The organism is Sessilibacter sp. MAH1, from assembly GCF_054658315.1.
Window position 1 is genome coordinate 87,310 of record NZ_BAAGIC010000012.1, and the last position, 25,091, is coordinate 112,400.

Here is a 25,091-nt window from a genome sequence, read left to right on the forward strand (position 1 = left end):
AAAAACCCGAATGCGCAGACAAAAAATCTTGAAACATACAAAATCCAATTAGAGTATGCCAACTTTTGTTGACGCGTCTCAAGTTAAACGAACGATGCCGCAGCGCCCCCAATCTGGGACGATCGTAGAAATCGGAATCTCGCGAGTATATAAATAGTGAAACGTGGCTTGTTATCAGGAGCTTGTTATTAGGGAAAGAAGGCCCGAGGTGCATCGGGCCCAAAAAGAAAATATTATCGGGGAAGTAACTGAAAGTCGTAGATGGAGCCCAAATTGAGCAACTGGGTTAACTCATCCAAAGCGCGACGAGATTCATACACCAATTCAGGATCGGCCAAATCAGCCGGAGCCAACTCATCCCGATAATGCTTTTCTACCCAGCCAGTTAATGTTTCGTACAAACCATCATCCATAAAGACATTGGCAGAACATTTTTCTATTTGCTGACACGACATGACCACTCGAAGCCGCAAACAAGCAGGGCCACCGCCGTTGCGCATGCTTTGTTTTAAATCCAGAAAGATCACCTCGTCTATGGCCGGATGATCCTCCACCAACCAGTGCAAATAATCGGCAACATTGCGCATGTGTTTACATTCTGCGGGCGCGATAATGGTGTGATTTTTTCGACCGGGGGGCGTAATCAACTGAGTGTTAAACAAATAGGAGTTCACAGCATCATGAATAGAAATTAACGCACTGGGAACTTCAATAAACTGAAGTCCGGATGCATCTGGCAAAGCATCTCTTTTCAAAGCACTGTTGAGCTGCGCAAGAACATCGTCGGTATTTAAAAAGGCTTGCTCGTGATAAAACAACAAATTGCGATTACCAACGGCAATAACGTCGTTATGAAAGACACCGGCATCAATCGCCGCAGGGTTTTGCTGCGCAATAACATATTTATGCGGGCAGAGATTGTGTTGCCGAACAATAGCTTCACAGGCTTCTTTGGTTTGACGGGCCGGAAATTGCGTAGGTTTTGGTTGCGACTTATCAAAAGCGCGAGCGCCGTAGACAAAAAACTCTACACCAACTTCGGCGTATTCACGACAAAAACGCGTGTGGTTAGCAGCACCTTCATCGGAAAAAAAACTACCAGCCGGTAACGGATTATGATGCACATAATCATCACCGCGAAAAATCGCCTTTAAAATTCGCGCCGTGGTTTCAGGCTCGATAGATCGGTGAAACATGCTCGATAAATTCGCAGGCGTAAAATGCGTTTTACCATCAACCGTATCGGGAAACGGAGAAACCGTAGCCGCATTAGCAACCCACATATTCGACGCAGAACTAACCGCTGATAATAAATAAGGTGCTGTATTTAACGTGTTGGCAATAATATCCGATTCAGTATCACCGGTAATACCGAGCTTTTTTAACGTTGGAATATGAGGACGTTCATGGGGCGGCAGTACCGCTTGCATTAATCCTAAATCCGCCAACGCCTTCATTTTTTCAAGCCCTTGCAAAGCAGCTTGCTTGGGTGATGCTATTAAACCTGCGTTATTGTTAGAGGCTAAATTACCGCGAGATAATCCTGCATAATTATGTGTTGGGCCAACAAGGCCATCGAAATTAACTTCAAATACTTGAGATGTCATAAACTTACTCCCGGTAATAGTTTTTCCGGTAATTCAAGTGTTTCGTCCAACATAGAAGCAACAGGATAAGCGCAATAATCTGCTGCATAATAAGCACTGGGACGATGATTACCACTATCGCCAATTCCACCAAAAGGTGCGGCACCACTGGCACCGGTTAAAGGGCGATTCCAGTTAACAATGCCCGCCCGAATACGTGGGTAAAAATAATTCCACGCGTCTTTATTATCGGTAAAAATACCCGCCGACAAACCAAATCGAGTTTTATTAGCGACACGCACAGCGTCTTCTAAATTTTCTACCCAAATAACTTGCAACATAGGACCAAAATATTCTTCGTCGGGGAGATTCTCTACCGATGTTACATCCAGTATGGATGGAGAAATTAACGCGCTGGTTTCATCGAGTAAGGTCGCAGCTAATAAAATATTTGCGCCTTTATTTTTTAAATCTTCTTGAACATCAATCATACGTTGAGCAGTGGCTCGATTAATAACCGGCCCCATAAAACAATCTTGGCCGGAGCCAATGCGCAAGTTTTTACTTACACTAATTAAACGCTCAAGAATTTTCTCGTTGATGGATTTTGACGCATTTTGTCGAGTTAAAATTAAACGTCGAGAACAGGTACAACGTTGCCCCGCAGTCATAAAGCTCGATTGAATAATATTAAATACGGCTGCATCTACCGAACTGACTTGATCGATAATTAATGGATTATTACCACCCATTTCTAAAGCAAGGATTTTTTCCGGTTTTAAAGCAAACGATCGTGTTAAATGATGACCTACCGCAGAGCTGCCGGTAAAAAATAAACCGTCAATACCATCGTGTTCAGAAATCGCTTTACCGGTATTCACACCTCCGTGCAATAAACTCAATACACCGCTTGGCAAACCACACTCTTGCCAAAGCCTAACCATTACTTCTGCAGTTGCAGGAGTTTGCTCGGAAGGCTTAAAAATAACGGCATTTCCAGCAATTAATGCCGGAACAATATGTCCATTAGCAAGATGTCCAGGAAAGTTGAAGGGACCAAAGACCGCAACAACACCGTGTGGCCGATGTTCAAGTCGAGTAATTACAACACCGTTTTCCGATTGTTTAGAACCGGTTCGTTCTTGGTAAGACTTAATCGACAGGTCAACCTTACCAATCATGGTCGCCACTTCGGTTTTGCTTTCCCACAGAGGTTTACCCGTCTCAAGAGTAATTACCTCCGCCACATACTCACTATTTTCTTTTAATTTTTCTGCGTACAAACGGCAAAATTGAATGCGCTCTTGCACATCCAGTAAAGACCAGGCTTCAAATGCTGTTCGCGCATGTTGCAGTGCTTGATCAACATCATCAATCGTTGCGCTCTTTCCCTGCCAATAAACATCGCCAGAAACCGGGTTGTGTGCGGTAAATACGTCACCTTGCCCGTCTCGCCATTCGTTGTTAATAACGCACTGTGTTTTAAAAGAATTGTTTAAATAAGTGACTCCTTGCTCGCTGCTGATATGTGCGAAAACAGGATTTGTCATAATTACACCTGCTCATCTGAGCGTTTAAATTTAATCGCGCAATGGCAATACAGAAACCTCTGATTGCAATTCAACCTCTAGCATTTGTAATGCTTTTTCTGAGAGAACAATGGAGTTTTCATCCAATCGTTCGACTTGTGCTAATACCGCTTTAAAACTACCGAATTGTTTGTTGCTAACAATGCAATTATAGGCTTCGTCAGCACCAGAAAAACTATCTACGACTCTATAATCTTGCGTTTGCAAAACGGATTTAATTCGATCTTTGTATGACTGAACAACAGGCCCGGCATCAAAAATATCGACGACGCGTTGATATTGAAAACCTTCTTTTTCTAGTAAACGCATGGCTGCCAAAGAATCTTTATTAGGCTTGCCAATTACCGAAACCGCCTCTTGAGACAATAATTCTAGATACACGGGAAAACGCGGCATTAAATCGGAAATAAATTGTGAGCCGTTGACCGCACTAATGAAATCAGCCTTAAAATACGGCATATCAAAGAATTGTCGGCCAAGGCTGTCCCAAAACGGAGACTCACCTTCAGAATTTAGCCAGCCTCTGATTTCTGCAAAAACCACGTTTCCAAATAAAGATTCAAACTCTCGTAAAAACATGAAGCGCGATCGCGATAAAAATTGTCCAACCTTAGCTTTGCGGTGCGATTCTTTTAAAAACAACGATACCAGTTCGGTTTCGCCGGTAAAATCATTGCACAAGTTCAGCGTGTTACTGTTTACGGTAATGTCTAACTCTTTCGATTTAGACACATGACGCGATAATTTATAATTATAAAAAGGACGGTTTAAACCAACACCTGCGTGCATACCACAGGTGCCAACAATTTCTTGAATGTCTGGATCTTCGAGTACAAAAAAATAAATTGCCTCATGCATTTTAGTCTCACGAGAAGAGAAACTACTTTCAACCAGCGCTAGCTTTTTTTCCCATGTGCTTTGATCAAACGGCATTGAAGTCATACCACCGGGAATGGATTCAGACAGCTGTAGAAGAGCGGGCAGATCTGCATGAGTGGCTGAGCGTAAAATCATAAAAATTCTTTCTCTACTGAGGTTTAAAGGTATTGCCTAATTATGAATAATAGAAGACAGCTTAAACGCGTTGTTCATCATATTTCTTTAAGAACTCAAGCTTTTTTGCCTTCGACGAACTAACTATGCTTACATAAACATCAATAATGCCGGTACCTATTGCCAACCTCTACCAAAACAGATGCGAAAATCCAAATCTTTAAGCATCTAATTTTGCCTACAAAACATCCACGCTCAAATTGATCGTCAAAGCCAAGCCTATCGAATCAATAAAGCCCTTAAATAAGCACAACTGTTAAATAAAACTTCATTACATTAACAATGCCCCAACCTAAGAAAGCTTTAAATATTCTTCATAATTAACAGCAAACTTTTCGAGCAATAAAAAACTTAATTTCGCCCTCTCGGCAAGACTATCTATTAAAATAAATTCTTGATCTGTGTGTATATTGCCGCCGCGTACGCCAAGTGTGTCGATATTCGCCAGTCCGGCCGCATTTAAGTTATTACCGTCGCAACAACCGCCGGTTGGTTTGAAATGCACTGGAATATCCAACTCACTGCCAATCTCAGATAACCATTGACGAAGCTTTAACGTTTTAGTGTTCGCGACCTTAGGTTCACGATTAAAGCCACCGAACAGTTGAACATCAAAACCTTGTCGAGAATTAATATCGTCAATAATTTTGTTTATTTGCGACTGAATAAAACCTTGCTGATCTATATTTTCGCAACGCACATTAAAATGACCAACCGCTGTATCCGGCACAATATTAACTGCACCACCACCACTAACACGCCCCAAATTTAAAGTAATGCCGTCATTTGAGTCGGAATTTAATTGCTGGAAGCGATAAAAAATCTCGCACAAGGCTGCAATCGCATTCTTACCGAGATGGAATTCACGTCCTGCGTGCGCCGATTTTCCGCGCACTCTCAAACTAAAATTACCACTGCCTTTGCGATCGCCGGCCAGAGTACCATCGGCCAAAGCTGGTTCGTACACCAATCCTAAATGCGCTTTTTGAGCGAATTCCGCAATGAGAAATCTTGATGCTAAAGAGCCGGTTTCTTCATCGGGATTTATAGCAACATGCCAACCTAACTTTGGCGATAACGGATGCAGTTCAAATGCTTTTAACGCTAAATAAATAACCAATAAACCGCCTTTCATATCGGCGACACCCGGCCCGTTCAGCGTATTATTGTCGAGCCAAACGGGTTGCTGAAATGCGTGTGTTTGTTCAAAGACCGTGTCCATGTGGCCGAGTAATAACACCTGTAAAGGAGCATCAGCCCTCTTTTTGAACGACAGCATTTTGCCGTGGCGATTTTGTATTACCTCGCCGCCATCAGTAAGCGCTTCAACATCGGGTAACGGTAAGGCATTAAATTGATCAGATATCGGCGTAAATTGCTGCTCCAACTCTCTCGCCATAGCGTTAAGGCCATCAAGATTACGAGTACCCGAATTAATGCTCGACCAGCGCAACAAGGTTTGTACGGTTGTATCTACGAGTTCATCAATACAGGTAAACGCTTGCTTTCTCGCCGCTAAATACTCGGCATTTAAGGCTGAATTAAGATTCGGTTCCGATAACAAATCGGTCATTTTGAACTCTCGCTAACGGAATTCACCACTGCAACACGCTTGTGTTCATCGTCGGATAATTTTTGAAAACATTCTTCCATAATCGCAACCGCCTTTTCGATGTGTTTATCGGTAACGATTAAGGCAGGTAATAACCGAATCATATTTTTTCCAGCTTTACCGACTAACAAACGATGCTCACGCAATAAGCTCAAAACCTCGGTATTGGGAACGACACACTCCACGCCTAACATAAGTCCGCGGCCATCAACTCTGCTTACAACATTGGGATAACGCTGGCACAAACTTTCTAATAAACAGGTTAACTTCTCGCCTTTGCGCGTAACTTCAGCCAGAAACTCTGGCGTTGTGGTCAGTTCTATCACCTTACTGGCAACGGCCATGGCTAAGGGATTACCACCGTAGGTTGTACCGTGTGTACCAATCGTCATGCATTGTGCGACATGACCTTTTGCCAAACACGCACCGACCGGAAAACCACCACCCAACCCTTTTGCCAATGACATAACATCGGGCGCTATGTCGCTGTGTTGATACGCAAATACTTTGCCGGTGCGAGCAACGCCACACTGAATTTCGTCGTACATTAATAATAGACCTCGCTGGTCACACAGCGCTCTTAGGTCTCGCAAAAACTCTTCGGTTGCCGGGCAAATACCGCCTTCGCCTTGAATAGGTTCTACCAAAATACCAGCGGTATGCTCATTAATTAAGGCACTTACAGAATCGATATCGCCCCATTGAGCGTGGTCGAATCCGTAGTCGAAGGGAATAAAACCGTTACAGTGCGCAGAATTACCAGCGACAGCCAGTGTTCCTAGGGTTCGACCGTGGAAACTGCCTTCAAAACCAATGATGCGATACTTATGCGGTTGACGATTTTTAGCAAAATAACCACGAATTGCCTTGATACCCGCTTCTACTGATTCTGCACCGGAATTGGTAAAAAATACTGCATCGGCAAAGCTCAAGTCGCACAATTTTTTTGCCAAGGTTTCGGCTTTGGGTACACGAAATAAATTCGACAAATGCCACAGTTTTTCGGCCTGAGTTTTCAAGGTTTCAACCAGTTCGGGATGTGCATGGCCCAAGCTGGTTACGGCAATCCCGGAGATAAAATCTAAATAACGCTCACCCGACTCGGTAACCAATTCACAACCTTCACCATACTCAAAAACAATATCTTTTGGCGGGGAATAGGTTGGCCAAATTGCCTCGCGAGGATCAACCTGGTCGAGGTTAGAAATTTCGTGTCCGTTGACGGTATTGAGAGAGTTCTGATATTCAGACGCTTGTTGATGAGCTTGTGTTATCGCTGAAGAAAACATGGTTGCACCTCGTATGTGTGCGTAAAAATTATCATAAGGTTCGCCGAATTAGCTGTTTATTTTTGGCAAAGAATTGCAGGTTTGAAATTAAAAAACGTGTTAAACAAAAGAATATTTGGAATTGTTTAAGTTTTACTTTTTAAACTCTTTTTAATTGCCAAAATTAGAAACCCAAGGAAATAATAAACCCATTACTTAGATTTTCTTCAAATAATCGTTCTCATATTAACCGAGCGATTATCAGCGCCGGCGTTACGGTTTTTGAGAGACCAAAACATCGGGGACGGTGAACGAAGATAGAGTCAAAATAAACAATAAAACGCGTGAAACTATACAACCGGTGTATAGCTTTTGATCACACCTAGATAACGTTGATTAAATGATGAATGAGTTAATCATAATTCCTGTTGTATGCTGACCTTTATAAGGACTACTGCTATGAGTAAAACACACCATGAAGCTTGATCGTATCGATCTGAATATTCTATCCATATTGCAAAAAAATGCTCGCGTCACGAATCAAGAACTCGCCAGTCAGGTCGCACTATCGCCGAGTTCTTGTTTACAGCGCGTTAGACGATTAGAAGCCGAAGGTTTAATTTTAGATTATCAAGCCCGACTTAATTTAAATAAATTAGCAAGGCACATTATGTGTATTGCCACTGTCGCCATGAAAAACCATTCCGCCGATGATTTTCGAAATTTTGAGGCTCTCGTGGAATCCATTCCAGAGATTGTTGAATGCTTCACCGTTAGCGGCGCCTTCGATTTTTTTCTGCGCATCGTCTGCCCAGATATGACGCGTTATTTGGAAATCAACGAAAAACTGGTCAGTTCGGTGAATTACTCACTCACCATCAATACTCATGTGGTTATGAACGAAAATAAACCCTTCTCAGGTGTGGATATTTTAGGATTGCAAATCGACGACAAATAACCAATACAAATTCGGCCATAAAATGACAGCAGCCCGTAATCGATCTAACTGAGTGTGTCTGACTGTCGCCCTTATCAAACTGACAGGAAACTTTATTATTAACCTGTCGTTGGCCATCAAATTTTCATGGGTAAAATCATATCGAGCGAAACTTTCGCCAACTGTTTACAACACTTAACACACAATAAATGGCGGAGATAACACGCAAATGCTTTTTTACGGCTTTTACATAGAAAACTCTGATTAACCTAGAGTTTGCCGCGACACATGAGTGCGTCGTCAATTTCAAGAACAGTAAGTGATTGAAATCGTGAAGAAATTGGAAATAACCTTGTCAATTTCTGCCCTCTGATTCAATCACGGATGAGTTAATCAGAGATTCCTATAGATTAAATGCGTGAGAATCCTTGGTTGACCTAGATTCACGTTAACTCCAATCAACACGGGTTATGGTTATTCCAGTCTGTTTATTATTAAACATTCCACTGAACTGCATAAACACTGTTGTGGAATTTGTCTCCATAACCGTTTCTGAACCAACCCCGTAACATCGAACCGACCAGAGAGCAGACATATGCGACTGTCTTATTTTCTTTCAGGGCTTGGCTTATGTGTCGCCCTAGCTGGATGCGGCAGCGAAAGCAGCCATCCAAGTAAAATCAGTGTTAATAAAAACCCCTTCCCCAGCACCTACCAACATCTTCCTAGAAGCAGCAGTTTATTGATTCAAAATGCCACAGTATTAACCGGTACGGGTGAGCGCTTAGAAGAATCCGACGTATTAGTTGTTGACGGAAAAATTTCGCAAGTTGGAAAAGATCTTCCAACAGAAGGCGCAACTGTCATCGACGCCAAAGGTAAGTGGGTTACGCCAGGGATTATTGATGTGCACTCACATCTTGGCGCCTATCCAACTCCGGCGGTTGAATCTCATCAAGACGGTAATGAAATTACCAGTCCTAATACCGCCGAAGTTTGGGTAGAACACTCCGTGTGGCCGCAAGATCCCGGATTCAACACCGCTCGCGCCGGTGGCATCACCTCTCTACAAATTCTTCCCGGATCAGCAAACCTCTTTGGTGGGCGCGGTGTGGTTCTTAAAAACGTTCCTGCATTTACTGTTCAGCAAATGAAATTCCCCGAGGCACCTTACAGTTTAAAAATGGCCTGCGGTGAAAACCCCAAACGTGTGTACGGCAGTCGTCAACAAGCACCGGGCTCAAGAATGGGCAACATGGCAGGATTTCGAGCGGCTTGGGCAAAAGCAGTTGAGTACAAAGCCAATTGGGAAGATTTTGAAAACGGCCTAATCTCCGAACGCCCCGAACGCGATCTAGAGCTAGACACCTTGGTTGGCGTATTAAACGGTGAGATCCGAATTCATAACCACTGCTATAAAGCCGAAGAAATGGCCATGATGATCGACATGGCAAAAGAATTTGGTTACGACGCAGGCACCTTCCACCACGCCGTTGAAGCCTACAAAATCGCTGACCTTTTAGCAGAAAACGGTAATTGTGCTGCCATGTGGCCAGATTGGTGGGGCTTCAAAATGGAAGCTTACGACATGATTTTAGAAAATATCGCCGTAGTTGATGCGCCGAAGAACTCATGTTCTATCGTTCATTCTGACTCAGAAAACACCATTCAGCGCTTGAACCAAGAAGCCGCCAAAGTTATGTATCGCGCTAACGAAAATAGCTTTGACATTAAAGACGAAGACGCCATTCGCTGGATTACCTACAACGCCGCTAAAGCATTAGGTTTAGAGAACAAAACCGGTTCGCTAAAAACGGGATTAAATGCCGACGTAGTTATTTGGAATCACAGCCCATTTAGCGTTTACGCACTTGCCGAGCAAGTATTTATCGATGGCGCCAAGGTTTACGACCGAGCAGATTCAACCTATCAAGCCGTTAGCGATTTCAAACTTGGCCAAGCGACAATCACAACTTCAGAAAAAGGCGGGGAGTAATTATATGTTATCTAAGAAAAAACTTGCTGCTGCCTTGTTCATATCAAGCATGAGCGGCCTCGCCTTCGCCGAATCCGTCGCCATCACGAATGCAAACTTATACACAGGTGCAACGCCAGCAGTACTCGAAGGCGCAACGATTGTCTTTGAAGACGGTAAGATCAGCGCGATCAATCCCGATACCTTAAATGCCGATACGGTCATTGACGGCACCGGTAAAATTGTCACGCCGGGCCTAATTGGCTCCATCAATGCTTTGGGCTTGGTTGAGGTTGGCGCCGTTGCTGACACACGCGATTCTGGCACCGAAAAAGGCAGCATTACCTTCAATCCTGCGCTGGCATTTAATCCAGAATCCACATTATTACCTTTGGCCAGAAAAGGCGGCGTTACCTCAGACATTATCGTGTCTTCGGCAGAATCTAATGACTTCGCCGGTGCTGCCACTTTGGTAAGCACTTCGTCGTCGCTGGATTTTACCGCGACGGAAGTTGCCGTAATTACCTACTTACACGGTGAAGAAAAAGGCTCTCGCGCCTCGAAGATTCAAGAGCTGGACGACGCTTTATCGAAGCAGCAAGAAAAGCTGACTAAAAAAGACGACAAAGAAGGCGATAAAGCCAAATCACCTAGCGAGTCTGAAAAGAAACTTACCGCCATGTTAGAAGGTAAATTACCGCTAATTGTGGCCACCGAAAGACCTGCCGACATTTTGCAAATGCTCGCACTCAAAGCGAAATACAACCTTAAACTCATCATCGCCGGAGCCAGTGGTGCGGTCGCAGTGACCGATAAACTGGTTGAGGCAGATGTACCGGTGATCATCTCTGCGACTCATGATCTTCCAGAGAGCTTTGACGAGCTCTATGCAGCCCTAGACAATGCCTCTGTGCTCGCCAGCAAAGGGGTCAAAATCGCTATAACCGTCGCGGGTGACTCATCGCACAATCTACACCAGCTACGATTTGAAGCCGGTAACGCCGTTGCACACGGCCTAGACTATCAAACTGCAATTCGCGCGATTACCAGTAATTTGGCGGATTTTTTCGCACTCGAAAGCAAAGGCTCTTTGGAAGTTGGGAAGGACGCCGACCTAGTCGTTTGGAGCGGCGATCCGCTGGAGTTTAGCAGTCGAGTCGAATCCATTTGGATTGCTGGAGAACAGCAAAGCACAATTACTCGCCAAGATAAGCTTCGTGATCGTTACTTAAACACTCAGCAAAGTGATTTACCGCCCGGATATCGAAAATAACTTTGTCGTAGAAGTTGTGAGCTCGGACACCGGGCTCACTGCGCCTCACCATCAAGAATTAATCATCATCTTCACCCAGAACACCAAAAATACGCGAACCAAACAAGTACCCTCATCTCTTCCGGCCGCAAAAATCAAAATAATACGAACACATCTGCACATTTTTTAGGACAAAAACCCTGCAAAACACTCGCACCCAGCATTAAATTGCTAAATCAAATCCTGCAAATTGATTCAATTGATGTAGAGGTCGACAAAGGTATATATTACAAAATTATAAAAAAAGATTCTTAGCCGAGAGTAATGATCATTAAGTATTGGGCAATTTCGATTCGACTGTTTAAAATTGCCGTAAAATTCAAATTTATCGAATGGGTTGATGCTAAAATTGCAAGTCGCCAATATGAATGCAGGAGCAAATAGATACTTAAGAATAATATGGCGATATGATCACAGCAGGAAGGTACAGCCGATTGGTTGCGGCCTGAATCAATATAAACGTCAGAGTACCTTTATTGATTTCTGCAAAACCCGATCTACAGCGAACTTGCTGACTGATTGATAGGTAAGCCTGCAAAGGCAGCACTAGAACCAACTGGATAAGACACCTGGGGTAAATTTTAACGTATGGGTCGCGGGTACAGAAAATATAAAGACTTGTCCAGCGAAGAGTTGGTTCACGAGATACGCTCAGGTAATTTGCTTGCAGAACACGAAATGATTACACGTTTTGCAAGAGGATTAAATCTGATGCTGCAGCGCAAATGCGCTCCAGATATTGCGGCCGATGTTAGCCAGGAAACCTGGCGAATCGTTATCGAAAAAGTCCGCAATGGCGAGTTGAGACAACCCGACCGACTGGCTGCATTCATCCACCAAATTGCACGAAACCAAACCGTAATGTATTTCCGAAAACATGGCGACAGCACCGAAGACCCAGAAGAACTCGATCTGGTTGCCCCAAACTCTTCTCCCGAAGAAGCGTTTGAATCGGCTCGGCTTCGACAATATGTGAGAGAGATTATTGGTTCCCTAGAAACCCCACGCGATCGAGAGATCCTCACTCGATATTACGTTGAAGAAGAAGATAAAGAATTGATCTGTCAAGAATTACAGTTGACAAGTCAGCACTTCAACCGTGTTATCTACCGCGCTAAAACACGTATGCGAGCGTACATTGAAAAAGACTTAGAATAATAAAATCACGCATATTTTAAGTGGGACTATGAATGTTCAATCCACACTATTTTAGCGAGAAGCCACTAAAAGGCTAAATACACGGAGAGAATCAGTGACACCAACAAACGGCACTATTGCCGAGTTCGACGAAAGAGTAGACCAATACCTACTTGGCCGCATGAATGAACAGCAGGCACTCGAATTCGAAATAGAATACCTCGACAATCCGCAACTTCTAGCCGAAGTCGAAATGGTCGAGCAACTTATTCACGGCTTAAAACTGAATGCCGGTGAAGCATTTGATACCAATGTATCCTATGCAAACAACGCAAACCTTCAAAAAATCAACATCAAATCTTCTGAATCCTTTATGGATAAAATCAGCAGATTTTTTGGCGGCTTTTCGGTTCCACAGGCAGCCTTCGGTGCTGTGGCAGCTGCGGTACTTATCGTACCTGTGATGCTGTACCAGCAAGGTGAACACGGAGCCAACCCAATACAAACGACCTCCGTTTATGTATTAGGCCAACAACGCGTACGTTCTGCGGCAGCCGTTCCTGATGCCAACATAGAAACTATAGAACTTGCGTTGGAACAAACCAGTTTTACCCTAGGTATTGCCACATCACCTATCGCTGGTATTCCTGAGCCCTATACCCTCAAGGTCTACAACCAAAACAACAAACTAATTTGGCAACAAGACAGTTTGTATCCAGATTACCAATGGAATGTTTACGTAAACCTAGCAACCAACTTTATTGACGAAGGTGATTATCGATACGAACTTCAATCAGATAATGGCGAAGACAAATCTGGAATGATGCGTATTAAAAAACTGTAATATTCTTTTCACCAAGAAAGCGCTTTAACTAAATGCAAGGCCTTAGGGTGTACTCTATAAAACAAAAAATGCCCGAGCATTAAAGAGTACAACGCAATAAAAATTTAAAAAAACTAGTCTCAAAAGACATAAAGCGCTTTTATAGTAACAACCGCTACATCATCTAACGATCTGTAAATCACTCCCCTAGCAAACCTCACCGCATATATCCTCCGATACAGACCAAAAGCACTCAATAAAAATGATTAAATTTCTATCAACGGTGTTGGGAAATAAATTAGTTATTGATAAGATTCGGTAAGACAATCACAAAGAAAATTTCTAGAACGTTATCCAGCACAAAGAACATAGATAGCGAAACTGATACGAACAAATAACGACAGCGCTGCAGTATGAACCAAAGTATTACTAAAAAAATTACCACTATTACAGCATTCTTAATGCTTATGTTTTCCGTGAACACATTCGGACAAATTCAACCGGATGTACCAACAGACGCCCCACCTATATTCGAAAAAACCATCTCCGACGTGGTTAATGGCCCCTATGAAAAAACCATCGAATTTACCCAAAATGAAGACGAATTTACCGTATTCGAAATCGCCGGATATGGAGTGAATACTTATGAGATTTTAAATGGCACTACAAATTTAAAAGAAATGCAGCCTTACCCTATTTATGGGAATTACACTAAAAAAAACTACTTAATAACCAGTAATTTATGTAAAACATGCAAAATCACATTCGGGGGAATCGAGAAAAACACTAGTGAATCATTAATTAAAACATCCTTGAAGGTTTATAACAAAGGCAGCAACCTTGATCGATTCCAAGCCGAACAAATACTACAAAGCGGATCCGAGACAGAAAATATTAATAAAAAACTAGACCTGCTCTCGCAAGAAATACTTTTAAGAAAAAAAATTGGGGAAAATATCCGAGTAATAGGACTAACAAATATACGCACCCACCGTAAGGCAACAGTATACGGCTTTACCAATGAAGATATTGAAATATTAGAGAACAACAGCCTACCTAAAAACCATCCAGACTACCTCTACAATGAATCTTATAAGCTGCTCACAATAGGAAGAATTTTCTTATTAAACAGAAACGTAAATCAAGCAATTTATAATCTGAAAGCAGCAGCAACCATCCTAGAAGAAAAAGGAGAGACCTTAGATGAAAAAATATTATTTAATCATCATCTAGCATATGTTTATACAGTTCTATCGCAGGCTTTGCTTGAAAACAAGAAATATGAGGAAATGCTTCCAATTGTAGAGAAAGCCATTAGGCTTTCAAAAGAAAATAACGATTATGGAAATTTAATTCTTTCATACAATAATTTAGGCGCGTTAGAAAGACAAAAACACAACCTAACGAAAGCTATCAGCTATCACGAAAAAGCAATAGCTGTTATTAATCAACCTGAATTTATAGCCACAAGCTCAAAGAATGCTTCCAGATCTCACCTGATGCGTTCCTATTATTACTTATCAGTAGTAAGTGCAATTAAAGGACGATACTACGACGCAGTAAAATTAATAGAGCACTCAGAAATAATAGCCACTGATCAAAATAATAATGTATGGCTCGCCCATATAAAGGCAGCCAAGGGTAGAATTTTTTTAGAATTACAACAATACGAAAAAAGCATTGCTGAATATGAAACTTCTTGGAGAATATATGAAGAGCAAAATAATCAAGAAGAATTAGGAGTTTTATCAATTAATTTAGGTCGTTTATATTCAGAAATAGGAAACCAAGAATTAGCTTTAGAATATATCAACAAGAGTTATGAAATTTTTTCAGAACCTAAAGACATAGAGTTCAAAATAAAAACAAACTTGGCACTGGCTAATGCCAATTTACTTCACAATGATAACTTAGAAGCAATTGACATTTATAATGAATTATTATCTATCGCCAGTAAATCAAACGACCTATTTCTTGAAGGCAGAACACTGACAAGTAAAGCACAGGCTCTGATTAAAATTGGTTCCTTTAAAGAAGCATTAAAAACTTTAAATTTGGCAATACAACTTCAAAAAAAGCACAATGACATTTTATATCATACTAAAAGCAATTACCTATCTGCGTTGGCTTATAGTAAAATCGACAAACCTGAAATTAATAAAATAGAATTACATCTAAGCTTAGCAAAAGAAAATATCGAAAAAATAAGAAGCACACTAGACGATGATCGGCTAAGACAACAGTACTTTGCTTTACAAAAGGCTATATACGAACTAGAAATTTCCACGTATATGCGTGATACGTCTTCTAAAGAGAATTTAATACAAGCCATTATAAGTGCGGAAAACTTCAGATCCAGAACCCTATATGAATCAATCACCTCAAAAAATCAAACCGAAACACTCAAATCTGAAAGAGTTGAAAGGCCTGAAAATAAAGAGGCAGTCTCTCTTACAGAATTAGTATTACAACTTAGTCAAGATAAAATAAATAGTGAAGACAACCATAAAAATGAGCGTATAAACATAGATAAAATAGAAAAAAATACGGCTATACTTTATTATTTTTCGGGAAATGAAGAGTCTTATTCATGGCTAATAACCAGCGATGAAATTTATTCCTCCAAACTACCTAATGCATCAGAACTAGCGTTGGCAGTTAACAATTACTCATCCGCCATAAACAGACCTCCTGCCGGAGGACTAAGTAGTAAAGTATGGGAAAAATTATTCTATGTAACAGAAGCAATTAGCGAAATATTAGTTGGCCCTTACACAGAACAGATAAAAAACTATGATTCAATAATAATTTCACCTGATGGTCCATTGCATAGAATACCCTTCTCTGCATTAGATATTAATCTTGAAGATAAAAAGCTAACTTATTTGTCATCAAACCATAATTTGTCTTATACACCGTCTCTACGAACATACGACATATTTAAGAAGAATAATGACAGCCAGATTAATAATAATTCTCTTCTACTTGTCTCAAACCCAACCATAATTCAGCCTGAAAAAGAACATAACTTTGCAATTTTACCATCGACTGTGGAAGAAGCCGAAACTATAACTAATTTATGGAAAAACATTGGCCCAATGAGTCAATTGAGCAACAAGATGGCAACAAAAGAAAACTTATCAAAAATAATAGATAAAGATTTTAAAATAATGCACTTTGCCACCCATGCACTAGCTAGCTGGGATTATCCTGGACAGTCGTCTATTGCTCTATCAAATATCAATCAACCCAATGGTATCAACACCTCACTAACAATTGAAGATATCAAATCTTGGAACCTCTCTAGCGAACTAGTAGTGCTTAGCGCCTGCGATACTGCTGTTGGCAAGCAAATTGAAGGTGAAGGCCCTATAGGTTTATCCAGAGCTTTTATTGAAGCTGGATCAAAACGTGTAATTGCATCATTATGGCCAATCGATGATGCTGCCTCTGCACATTTAATGAAACAATTCTATAAAAATTTAATCACGAATAATTACTCGCCATCTAAGGCTTTATCTCAAGCTCAAACTGCAATGCGGCAAGATAGTAAATGGAGTCATCCTTATTATTGGTCCAGTTTCAATCTTTATGGAGAAGGTAGTTCCTGGAACTGAAAACCAGACACCTAAATTGCAACCTAAATTCAAAAACAAATAGATTAATCGCTAGGAGAAAATTAATGATAAAGACAAAAGAAGATCTAATTAACTTTTTTAACAATATTAAAATTGTTATAAGTAATTCAGAAGTGAAATTAAGAAAACATAACGACAAAGATTCTACTTGGCCTGACAACGGTGATATTCTCACAATTAAATTTGACGATAAAAAGGAGAAATTATTGTCAGTAAATTTAACTCGAAAAATTCGCTCTGAAGAAAACGGGTCTAGAAAACAATTAAAAAATCACTTCAGATTTGATATATCCAACTCTAAATTTTCGGTATCTAAAATCAGTGAACATTTTGTTTTTTTGTGCGTTGAGAACTTAAAAATACCAACTAATACTGAATATAATGAATCAAACCCTTTCAAACTAGAAATTATATCTCAATGTAATTGCGGGCATAATACACGTTCAAAAATGAAGAAAGTTACGTTCTTTCTTCATGAACATAATGCAAACGACACTACTGATCTACATGGCGGCACTGAGGATCCAGTTGGAGGTACGGGCGGCGGCTGGACCAAACAATAAGCCGAGCGCCCTTTGATTTTACCAACCTACCTCCGTATTAATTTAGTTAACTCTCACCGTAATTCCGGCAGTGTTGGAATGTTGGTGAGGGATAACCGCTCGTCTAAACTAGGTGTGATTTATTGTTTGCATCAACACAAGCGGTATTGTACTGATACTAATATCCCAACAGATACAGAGCTAACAATTTCAAATTATTCAAGATCGATAACAGCTCCAGTTAAATATGCGCGCGATGGTTTTTCGCAATCTATTGATGCGGCTTTTGCTGTTTTTGAAGATGTCAGTGATATTAATAAGCTCGGTTTTAGGGCAGATAAACTGTTCATTGGTATTAGTAATGCAAACCTTGGCGATCCATTAACTATGTTTGGTATTGGCTCTCAGGGTAATTTAAATTTCGCGCGAGTGACGAATTTACACGAGCAGCTTGAGTTTCCGTTATTGTCCAACGAGAAGATGATATACAACGGCGTGTTGCTTGGTCCAATGAGTGCCGAAGACCGTGCATCTGCGTTTTGTTATCCTGGTGATAGCGGTGCTATTTGGTATAACGATAAGTTTGAAGCTGTTGGTCTGCACGTTGCCGGTTACTACGCCGAAGCGGAACATAAAATCTTCCCGTACATGCTGAAAATATCGGTTGTTCTTAACGCATTAGATGTGTCTATTGTTACTCCCGATGAGTTTTCAAACCTCGTACCCACCGAATAAAATCTAATCAAACCAACTTTTTCTGGTAATGCTATCGGCTATCACCTAACGAGGGTGATAAACTTAGGCGATTGATTTCAACTTATGATGCGTTTAAGAACATGATGGAAGCCGACGGTTATCAGCAGCGTTATTCGGGTATTGGTCGCTTATACGGCCAAGCTAACTACCATTCGCTTAGAGACGCTCATTTTTTGATTATCGGTATAGGCGGTGTTGGCACTTGGGTTGCCGAAGCTCTTGCGAGAACCGGTGTCGGCAATCTTTCCTTGGTTGATCTGGATGACGTTTGTGTAACCAATATTAATCGCCAAATTCACGCACTGAGTAACACCATCGGTCAGGGTAAAGTGCATGCAATGGCAGAGCGTCTGCGATTAATAAATCCTGAAATTAACGTCAATCTTATCGAAGATTTTATCGACCTAGATAATATACCGCAGATTATTGAATCGTCTATTTCTGGCGTAGTAGATGCGATTGATTCGGCCACAACAAAGGCTGCTGTGATTGCCTATTGCAAACGCCAAAAAATCCCGATGGTTACCGTTGGTTCTGCTGGCGGTAAACGCGATCCTCGCTTGGTAACGAGTATTGATTTGGCAAAAACCACCAACGATCCGTTACTGGCTAAAACGCGCAATCAATTACGCAGGCTTTATAATTTTAGTAAAAATACCAAACGTAATTTCTCCATAGAAGCGATTTACTCTACCGAGCAGATGGTTTACCCATTGCCAAATGGCGAAGTTAGCCATACGTTTTCGTCAGAGCGCGACGGAAATCAATTAAATTGCAGTGGCGGGTTCGGCTCTGCAACCATGGTCACTGGAACCTTTGGATTTATCGCCGCAAGTCGAATTTTGGAAAAGCATTTTAAAAAGGTCGATTCACAATCTTCAAAAATTGAGAACTAAACCCTTTAAGTTGAACGTACACTACTTACAAAATCCGTTAACTTCACCCAAAAAGAAAGTAAACCATTTACGCGTGAAGGACTAAGGTGTTTTTCAAGTTGCAATTCATGCATATAATCGTGCAAATTAAAATCGTCAATTTCACTGATTTTTTTATCGTTGATTGGCGCAAGAACAACACAACATAACCCTTTTACCACAGCAGACTCACTGTCGAAAGTCACTTCTATTATTTCAGGATTTACTAATTGCAAATGCAGCCAAGTTTTTGCTTCGCAACCCGCCACTAAATATTGATCTTGCTTAATAACTTCGTCAGAGGGCAGTTTTTTACTTAAGTCAATAATTGATTTGTATTTACGTTGCCAGTTTTTTTGATTTTTTAATTCAATTAAATCCACATCAGGGATTTTGCAAATAATGTGTGTATTGTCTTTCGCAATCATGATTAAAAATTAAAAAGCCGTTGGGCATTTTCTGTGGTTTTTTCCAAAATATAATCCACTGGTTCATTTCTTAATTCCGCTAATTTAAGCGCAATTAAAGCAATCTGTTCCGGTCGATTAGCCTGCCCTTGAAATCCACACACCGGCATTGCCGGAGCATCGGTTTCAAGAACCAAAGATTCTATGGGTAATCTTGCCACAGCTTCGCGAGTTTTGTTGGCACGTTCGTAGGTAATGGTACCACCAATGCCTAAGTGCAGTCCTTTTGCCCAGTAATGTCTGGCCACCTCTAAGCTACCGGAAAAACCGTGAATAACGCCTGCTAAGCCATTTTTATAGGATTTTAAAACCCGTTGCATTTCATCGTGCGCTCGCACACAGTGAATAATCGCAGGCTTAGTAAACGCTTGAGCTAGTTCTAAATGAGCAATAAAACTCGATCTCTGGGCTTCAAAGGTGTCTTTTTTTAATTTATCTAAACCCGTTTCGCCGATGGCAATACAATCTTCACGTATTGCAAAATCAGCAAGCGCTTGCGTTAAATCTTCAACAGAAAAAGCAGTGTCTGGATTAACCCACCAAGGGTGCACCCCCACGGCAAAATAAATCCGTTGATCACTTTTAGTAAAATCGCTGATGCGACACCACTGCTCGGGATACAAACCGGGAATTACTAACTTACCGATTCCACGTTGGAAAGCTTTAGACGCGAGTTCAGCCATCGATTCTTGGGTTTCATCGGCTAAGTCGTCGAGATGTACATGCGTGTCGATGACGCCTTTGAGATTAAGGCTTTGAGCAACTGCTATTAAAGAGGCGAGGTCTTGTGTCATCGCCGAATTGTGGCGAAAACACGGAAGCCTGTCGATACTCGGATTCTCTGCTTTTGCTAAAGATTAGTATCGACAGGTATTTTCAAACACCTCAAGATGAAATACGTATTCGAGAATTTTTCGAGAACTGAGCGCTCAGAAACTCCATTTGATCACCGCGGATACGATCACTGTTGGTCAAAGCAAGATATTCTGCCGTGTTTGGTCGAAACGGTAGCGCCAGTAATTCCATGGAGATTTCAGACAGTAAATGATTACTTTTGCGTTGGTTGCAGCGCTTGCAAGCTGCCACGACGTTAGTCCAGCTATCGGCACCACCACGACTCACCGGCACAATATGATCTCGCGACAGCTCTTCAAGTCTAAAGTGATTGCCGCAATACATGCACTGATAATTATCTCTCGAAAATAGCGCTCGATTGGTAAGTGGTGGAACCACATGGGATCGATTGACGCGCTTACCGTTGCAAGCAATGATGGCCGGTAGCTCCATAAACGATTGCATACCGGAAAACCGTGAATGACCACCGTAAACGGTACGAACCACGCCACCCATAGACCAGCATACTAAATCACGAGAGTACAAACAGGCAGCCTGCTTCCAATGAAGCCATTCAATGGGTTGCCCTGTTGAGTTTAATCTTAGGATACGGGGTTCCATAACAATCCTCTGCCAAAGAAAGCATCAACATGGAATCGAAAATCACGATGTTTTAAAGTGAGAGAAAAACATAACCCAGCTGAGGGACAGCTCGGTATCGCCGAAGAACAGGCGGTAAGAAATGAACGAGTAACCCAATCTCTTACGACGGCACCCGCGAAATACTGTAAGACTGTCTTAACAAATATCTTTAAAACTATGAAGACGGCATTCCTTCCATGATACTTAGCTACGGTCGTTAACAAACAAGCAGGGTATTGCGAAAAAAAGCGTTCAATCCGAAAAACATTGGCTACGCCATAGAGGTGACTGCATGAAACGCAAATCAGGCGTGTCGGTACCCTATACTCGATAATGTGTCATCAATTTGTGCGCCAACTGCACAAACAACATTCATTTAGTAACGTTATACTCGCTTAATAAGCGCTCAGCAATGGTTAAAAATACTTAAAATTGAAGAATTTACCACCACCATGGACACAACTTATCCAAAATATGTGGCATTGATATGACATTAAATAATGTCTTCATGAACATAAATTCAACATTTGAATTTGAACGATACTATTGAGGAATATCAATGTGAGCAACGTCAATGTGAGCAACATCGATGGAATGAACAACACCAACAGGAATCTTCAAGTAGTGAGGTTATGGGTGGCTGCCGATTGTCTCGGGTATACGATTGTCACGACTATAAAAGCCATCCGCTAAAACAAGTGAACTTACAACCGCTCACAATTGCGACTTGATGACATTATTCGTTGGCGTGAAGGCTGCACGCAGCCGTTTAACGTTTTTATTCAGTTGTTTTAATGGTCTGTTTTAGCGATCTCTTTTAATTTAATCAATTTAAGTTGATCAAATTTTTTATTCAGCCATTAATTTTGGCTTTAAATTACCTCACAAAAAACCTGCATCAACATTGCAGATCTCGGTAGAACCCGATGTTTGCGCGATTCTGCAATACCTTGTCAAATACCTCGTCAATTGTAATAAAAAACTTTAATTCAATTAGAATTTCCAGTAACACAAAACTCTATCGCCACATCAATAACAGCTAATGATTGAGATTGTGAAAAAATTAGCAACCGCAAGTTTAATGTTTGTCCTCTGATTAAATTACAAAAAATTTGGTCAGAAGTTTCAATGCTATAAAAGGTAAAAAGAGATTATTAACTATTAAGATTTGAACGAATTAAATAACCTTGCCGTCGTACAATGTGCTGAATTAACAATTCCTGATCAACAGAGCTCATGCCAAAAAACTCAAGCCTTACATAATATTTCTTATCTTCTACAGATTCACAGGAAATCACTCTACCAAAACTGCCAATGTTTATATTATCGGGAATTAAAATAAGATCTAAACTCAACAATGTGGCTTCCGCTAAAGCTTCGTCAATATAAAAACCCATTCCACAAGCACTGATATTAACTTCATGAACATGATGCGCAATGCGTTGTACCAATAAGTTATCCATTTCTAGTTGGTTAATAACAACGTTTATTTTCTTATCAAGTGCTTCTAACACATTACCCACAAGAGGATCTTTCAATTTAACTTCTTGCAGTGTTGTGGCAATTTCTTTGTTCAGTTTTCTGAGCGCACCAAAATTATCGGCAACCCGTAGCGGTTTTAACTCGCCCGATAAATCATTTTCACTGATAATTTTGTAGGAAACACCTATTTGATCATCAATGCGGAAATAACGACGGCGATCTTCGGACATCACATAAACTCCCTTAAAAAATTTCGTCGGGTTTTAGGTCAAATATATAGTCTGGATCGAGATCGAGCTCACGTAAAATATCGCCACCGTCTTGTTTTAAGATTTGTTTGTCTTCTTCAGAAAGTCCATCGGCAATATCTTGGCGAACAACAATTTCTACACGACGATTGCGCGCACGCCCTACTTCGCTTTCATTGGTTGTTAGGGGTTTAGTATCGGCAAAACCCTTAACTTCAAACCGATTGCGACTTAAAACATCACCTTTCATCAATTCCATAGCCACCGATACCGCCCGAGAAGAAGACAATTCGAAATTCGATCTGAATCTGCTGGTTTTTATGGGAATATTATCGGTGTGACCTTCAACAGATATCGTACCTTCAGTGTCGCGCAAGACTTCTTGAATTTCGCTGATTACATCGAAGTACTCTTCGGCCAAATCGGCAGATCCCGAACGAAACGCACCTTTCTCGCGAATCCGAATAATGATATTCCTACCTTGGGTTTCAATTTCGACTTCACCTTGAATAATCTGCTTTTGCAGAGATCTTGCGAGATCTGTGGCTTCTTTTTGAGCTTTACCAACCGCCTCTTCAACCAGCTTTTCGAGCTCCTGCTTGATGCGTGTTTTTATGCCGGAATCCTGATTAATTTCACCCTGTTCTATATCGTACTCAGCCTGGCATTCCACTTCTAAACTCATTTCTGTGAAATCGCTGGTGTTTTGATAGATCACATTTAACGGCGTTGGCTCTGGAATACCGGGGCTGAACTCTTGGGCAATAATGCTGGTACCTTTTGGTGGATCTGTAACATCAAGGCGATTTTGCACACCAAAAGCTTGCGCCAAAGAACCCGCTAAACGCTTAAATTTTTGCGCGTCCATCTCCGAAAACGATAGCAGCAAAACGAAAAAGCACATCAGCAAAGACATCAAATCGGCAAAAGTACCCATCCAAGCCGGCAAACCGGCTGGACAGTCGCATTTGTGCTCTTCTTCATCACTCATGACTGATCTCCGCTACTCATCCTTGCCAGAGTCGCGTTTACTTTCAGGAAGATAGGTTCTAAGCATGGTATCGATGACCCGAGGATTCTGTCCGGCCTGTATAGCCAGCAAAGCATCGATGACGAGGTTTTTAACCATCGCCTCCTCGGCAGCGCGCAGGGCTAACTTATCTGAGATAGGCTCGGTTAAACCGTTAGCCAATACTGCACCGTAGAGCGTTGTTAACAATGCCACCGCCATCGCCGGACCGATGGACTTTGGGTCAGACATGTTAGCCAACATCGCCACCAGTCCAATTAAGGTGCCAATCATCCCCATCGCAGGCGCTACACCGGTCATCGCAGTGAAAATCTTCGAACCTACCGCGTGACGCTCTTCGGCAAGTGTTCGATCTTTAGAAAGTAAGGTACGAACTACGTCAGGATCGTGGCCATCCACCAGTAACTGAATCCCTCTTTGTAAAAAATTACTGCTAACTTCCTTGCCTTCAAGCGAAAGTAATCCGCCTTTACGGGCAGCGTCTGCAAGTTCAACAATTTCATCGATAAGCGCTGAGGGATCATCAATTTTGTTAGAAAAACTTTTACCCGCTACCTTCATAGCGCCTAAAAATTGCCCCAAACCAAACTTAGCCATTACCGCAAAAATACTTCCGCCAACAACAATCACTAGCGACGGAATATTAATGAACATGGATAACGAGCCACTCATCAGCATGGTGACAACGATCAAACCCATGGCGCCCAATAACCCAACAATCGTGGCTAGATCCACAAGCAGCTCCTTATAAATGCAGGTCGATAAACGTAACTCTGTGCATGTGGCATCGGCAGAAATCGAAGAATCATTAATTCCAAGAAGAAATTCGATAGGTAGGATAAGAATTTTGAAGATAGCCGTTTTAACGATGAAAGTTTTGTTCAGAAATCTTAAAAATAAGCGCCACCAATTGACCAATAACGCGGTGTCGGTTAGGGTTCAGGCCATTGAAGAGAGGAACCTGTTTCATGGCGGCACGCAAAAAGTATCCTGACTTTGAATCGGCATTAAGCGAATTAGAAAACATCATAGAACAGCTTGAATCTGGTGATTTAAGCCTTGATGAATCGTTAAAAGCTTTCGAAAGTGGCATTAGGCTCACTCGCGATTGCCAGCAACGCTTGACCGAAGCCGAGCAAAAAGTGCAAAAACTTGTTGCCGAACAAGGACAGCTCAAATTAGAAGATTTCGACGAACTCGACGACTCCGACGATTCTTACTAACCTTCCCGTCATTCGAATTTACC

General features: G+C 41.5%; 21 protein-coding genes. 10 read left to right on the forward strand and 11 right to left on the reverse strand.

Translation table 11 applies throughout. The annotated features are described in order from the left end of the window. Nucleotides 1-233: 233 nt before the first annotated feature. The 5 genes from astB to ACYQ28_RS12915 all read right to left on the reverse strand — a co-directional run bounded on the left by astB (nucleotide 234) and on the right by ACYQ28_RS12915 (nucleotide 7,129). The gene (gene astB / locus ACYQ28_RS12895; protein ID WP_460050378.1) at nucleotides 234-1,607 is read right to left on the reverse strand and encodes an N-succinylarginine dihydrolase; all 1,374 of its coding nucleotides are present in this window, start codon (nucleotides 1,605-1,607) and stop codon (nucleotides 234-236) included. Beyond that, the gene (astD, locus tag ACYQ28_RS12900) at nucleotides 1,604-3,136 is read right to left on the reverse strand and encodes a succinylglutamate-semialdehyde dehydrogenase (protein ID WP_460050380.1); all 1,533 of its coding nucleotides are present in this window, start codon (nucleotides 3,134-3,136) and stop codon (nucleotides 1,604-1,606) included. The genes astB and astD overlap by 4 nt, the downstream gene beginning before the upstream one ends. A 30-nt stretch (nucleotides 3,137-3,166) precedes the next feature. Beyond that, on the reverse strand, nucleotides 3,167-4,189 hold the full coding sequence (locus ACYQ28_RS12905) for an arginine N-succinyltransferase (RefSeq protein WP_460050382.1): 1,023 nt from the start codon (nucleotides 4,187-4,189) through the stop codon (nucleotides 3,167-3,169). Between the two features lie 331 nt (nucleotides 4,190-4,520). Beyond that, the gene (locus ACYQ28_RS12910) at nucleotides 4,521-5,801 is read right to left on the reverse strand and encodes a hydrolase (RefSeq protein ID WP_460050384.1); all 1,281 of its coding nucleotides are present in this window, start codon (nucleotides 5,799-5,801) and stop codon (nucleotides 4,521-4,523) included. Next, nucleotides 5,798-7,129 (reverse strand): acetylornithine transaminase, encoded by a 1,332-nt coding sequence (locus ACYQ28_RS12915; protein WP_460050386.1) that lies wholly within the window; start codon nucleotides 7,127-7,129, stop codon nucleotides 5,798-5,800. Before ACYQ28_RS12915 ends, ACYQ28_RS12910 begins: the two co-directional genes overlap by 4 nt. 454 nt (nucleotides 7,130-7,583) lie before the next feature. Between ACYQ28_RS12915 and ACYQ28_RS12920 the strand changes: the two genes are divergently transcribed. From ACYQ28_RS12920 to tcdA, 9 genes are all read left to right on the forward strand, one after another. After that, nucleotides 7,584-8,066 carry an Lrp/AsnC family transcriptional regulator gene (locus tag ACYQ28_RS12920; protein ID WP_460050388.1) on the forward strand — a complete coding sequence of 161 codons (483 nt, stop codon included), beginning with the start codon at nucleotides 7,584-7,586 and terminating at the stop codon, nucleotides 8,064-8,066. A 574-nt stretch (nucleotides 8,067-8,640) separates the two neighbouring features. After that, complete coding sequence (locus ACYQ28_RS12925) at nucleotides 8,641-10,041, forward strand: amidohydrolase (RefSeq protein WP_460050390.1); 1,401 nt, start codon at nucleotides 8,641-8,643, stop codon at nucleotides 10,039-10,041. A 4-nt stretch (nucleotides 10,042-10,045) separates the two neighbouring features. After that, nucleotides 10,046-11,293 (forward strand): amidohydrolase family protein, encoded by a 1,248-nt coding sequence (locus ACYQ28_RS12930; protein WP_460050392.1) that lies wholly within the window; start codon nucleotides 10,046-10,048, stop codon nucleotides 11,291-11,293. A 627-nt stretch (nucleotides 11,294-11,920) separates the two neighbouring features. Then, a complete protein-coding gene (locus tag ACYQ28_RS12935; protein ID WP_460100353.1) occupies nucleotides 11,921-12,490 on the forward strand; it encodes an RNA polymerase sigma factor in 570 nt (189 codons plus the stop codon). Nucleotides 12,491-12,584: 94 nt separating this feature from the next. After that, nucleotides 12,585-13,313, forward strand: a complete 729-nt coding sequence (locus ACYQ28_RS12940; RefSeq protein ID WP_460050394.1) for a hypothetical protein — start codon at nucleotides 12,585-12,587, stop codon at nucleotides 13,311-13,313. 392 nt (nucleotides 13,314-13,705) lie between these two features. Further along, entirely contained in the window at nucleotides 13,706-16,909 is a 3,204-nt protein-coding gene (locus ACYQ28_RS12945) for a CHAT domain-containing protein (RefSeq protein ID WP_460050396.1), read from the forward strand. Nucleotides 16,910-16,974: 65 nt separating this feature from the next. Further along, complete coding sequence (locus ACYQ28_RS12950) at nucleotides 16,975-17,493, forward strand: hypothetical protein (RefSeq protein ID WP_460050398.1); 519 nt, start codon at nucleotides 16,975-16,977, stop codon at nucleotides 17,491-17,493. Nucleotides 17,494-17,505: 12 nt separating this feature from the next. Continuing rightward, the gene (locus tag ACYQ28_RS12955; protein WP_460050400.1) at nucleotides 17,506-18,207 is read left to right on the forward strand and encodes a hypothetical protein; all 702 of its coding nucleotides are present in this window, start codon (nucleotides 17,506-17,508) and stop codon (nucleotides 18,205-18,207) included. A gap of 101 nt (nucleotides 18,208-18,308) precedes the next feature. Next, nucleotides 18,309-19,124 (forward strand): tRNA cyclic N6-threonylcarbamoyladenosine(37) synthase TcdA, encoded by an 816-nt coding sequence (gene tcdA / locus ACYQ28_RS12960; protein WP_460164716.1) that lies wholly within the window; start codon nucleotides 18,309-18,311, stop codon nucleotides 19,122-19,124. A 5-nt stretch (nucleotides 19,125-19,129) separates the two neighbouring features. Here the strand turns inward: tcdA and ACYQ28_RS12965 are convergent, their stop codons facing one another. The 6 genes from ACYQ28_RS12965 to pomA form a co-directional block, all read right to left on the reverse strand. Then, nucleotides 19,130-19,570 carry a SufE family protein gene (locus tag ACYQ28_RS12965; RefSeq protein WP_460050404.1) on the reverse strand — a complete coding sequence of 147 codons (441 nt, stop codon included), beginning with the start codon at nucleotides 19,568-19,570 and terminating at the stop codon, nucleotides 19,130-19,132. A gap of 2 nt (nucleotides 19,571-19,572) precedes the next feature. Beyond that, a complete protein-coding gene (locus ACYQ28_RS12970) occupies nucleotides 19,573-20,403 on the reverse strand; it encodes a TatD family hydrolase (RefSeq protein WP_460050406.1) in 831 nt (276 codons plus the stop codon). Between the two features lie 91 nt (nucleotides 20,404-20,494). Next, nucleotides 20,495-21,064, reverse strand: a complete 570-nt coding sequence (locus ACYQ28_RS12975; protein WP_460050408.1) for an HNH endonuclease — start codon at nucleotides 21,062-21,064, stop codon at nucleotides 20,495-20,497. Nucleotides 21,065-22,239: 1,175 nt separating this feature from the next. Continuing rightward, nucleotides 22,240-22,797 carry a PilZ domain-containing protein gene (locus ACYQ28_RS12980; RefSeq protein WP_460050412.1) on the reverse strand — a complete coding sequence of 186 codons (558 nt, stop codon included), beginning with the start codon at nucleotides 22,795-22,797 and terminating at the stop codon, nucleotides 22,240-22,242. Between the two features lie 13 nt (nucleotides 22,798-22,810). Beyond that, nucleotides 22,811-23,806: a flagellar motor protein MotB gene (locus ACYQ28_RS12985; RefSeq protein WP_460050414.1), complete on the reverse strand. Its 996-nt coding sequence runs from the start codon at nucleotides 23,804-23,806 to the stop codon at nucleotides 22,811-22,813. Nucleotides 23,807-23,818: 12 nt separating this feature from the next. Beyond that, complete coding sequence (gene pomA, locus ACYQ28_RS12990) at nucleotides 23,819-24,580, reverse strand: flagellar motor protein PomA (protein ID WP_460050416.1); 762 nt, start codon at nucleotides 24,578-24,580, stop codon at nucleotides 23,819-23,821. 233 nt (nucleotides 24,581-24,813) lie between these two features. Between pomA and ACYQ28_RS12995 the strand changes: the two genes are divergently transcribed. Then, nucleotides 24,814-25,068, forward strand: a complete 255-nt coding sequence (locus ACYQ28_RS12995) for an exodeoxyribonuclease VII small subunit (protein ID WP_460050418.1) — start codon at nucleotides 24,814-24,816, stop codon at nucleotides 25,066-25,068. Nucleotides 25,069-25,091 lie beyond the last annotated feature (23 nt).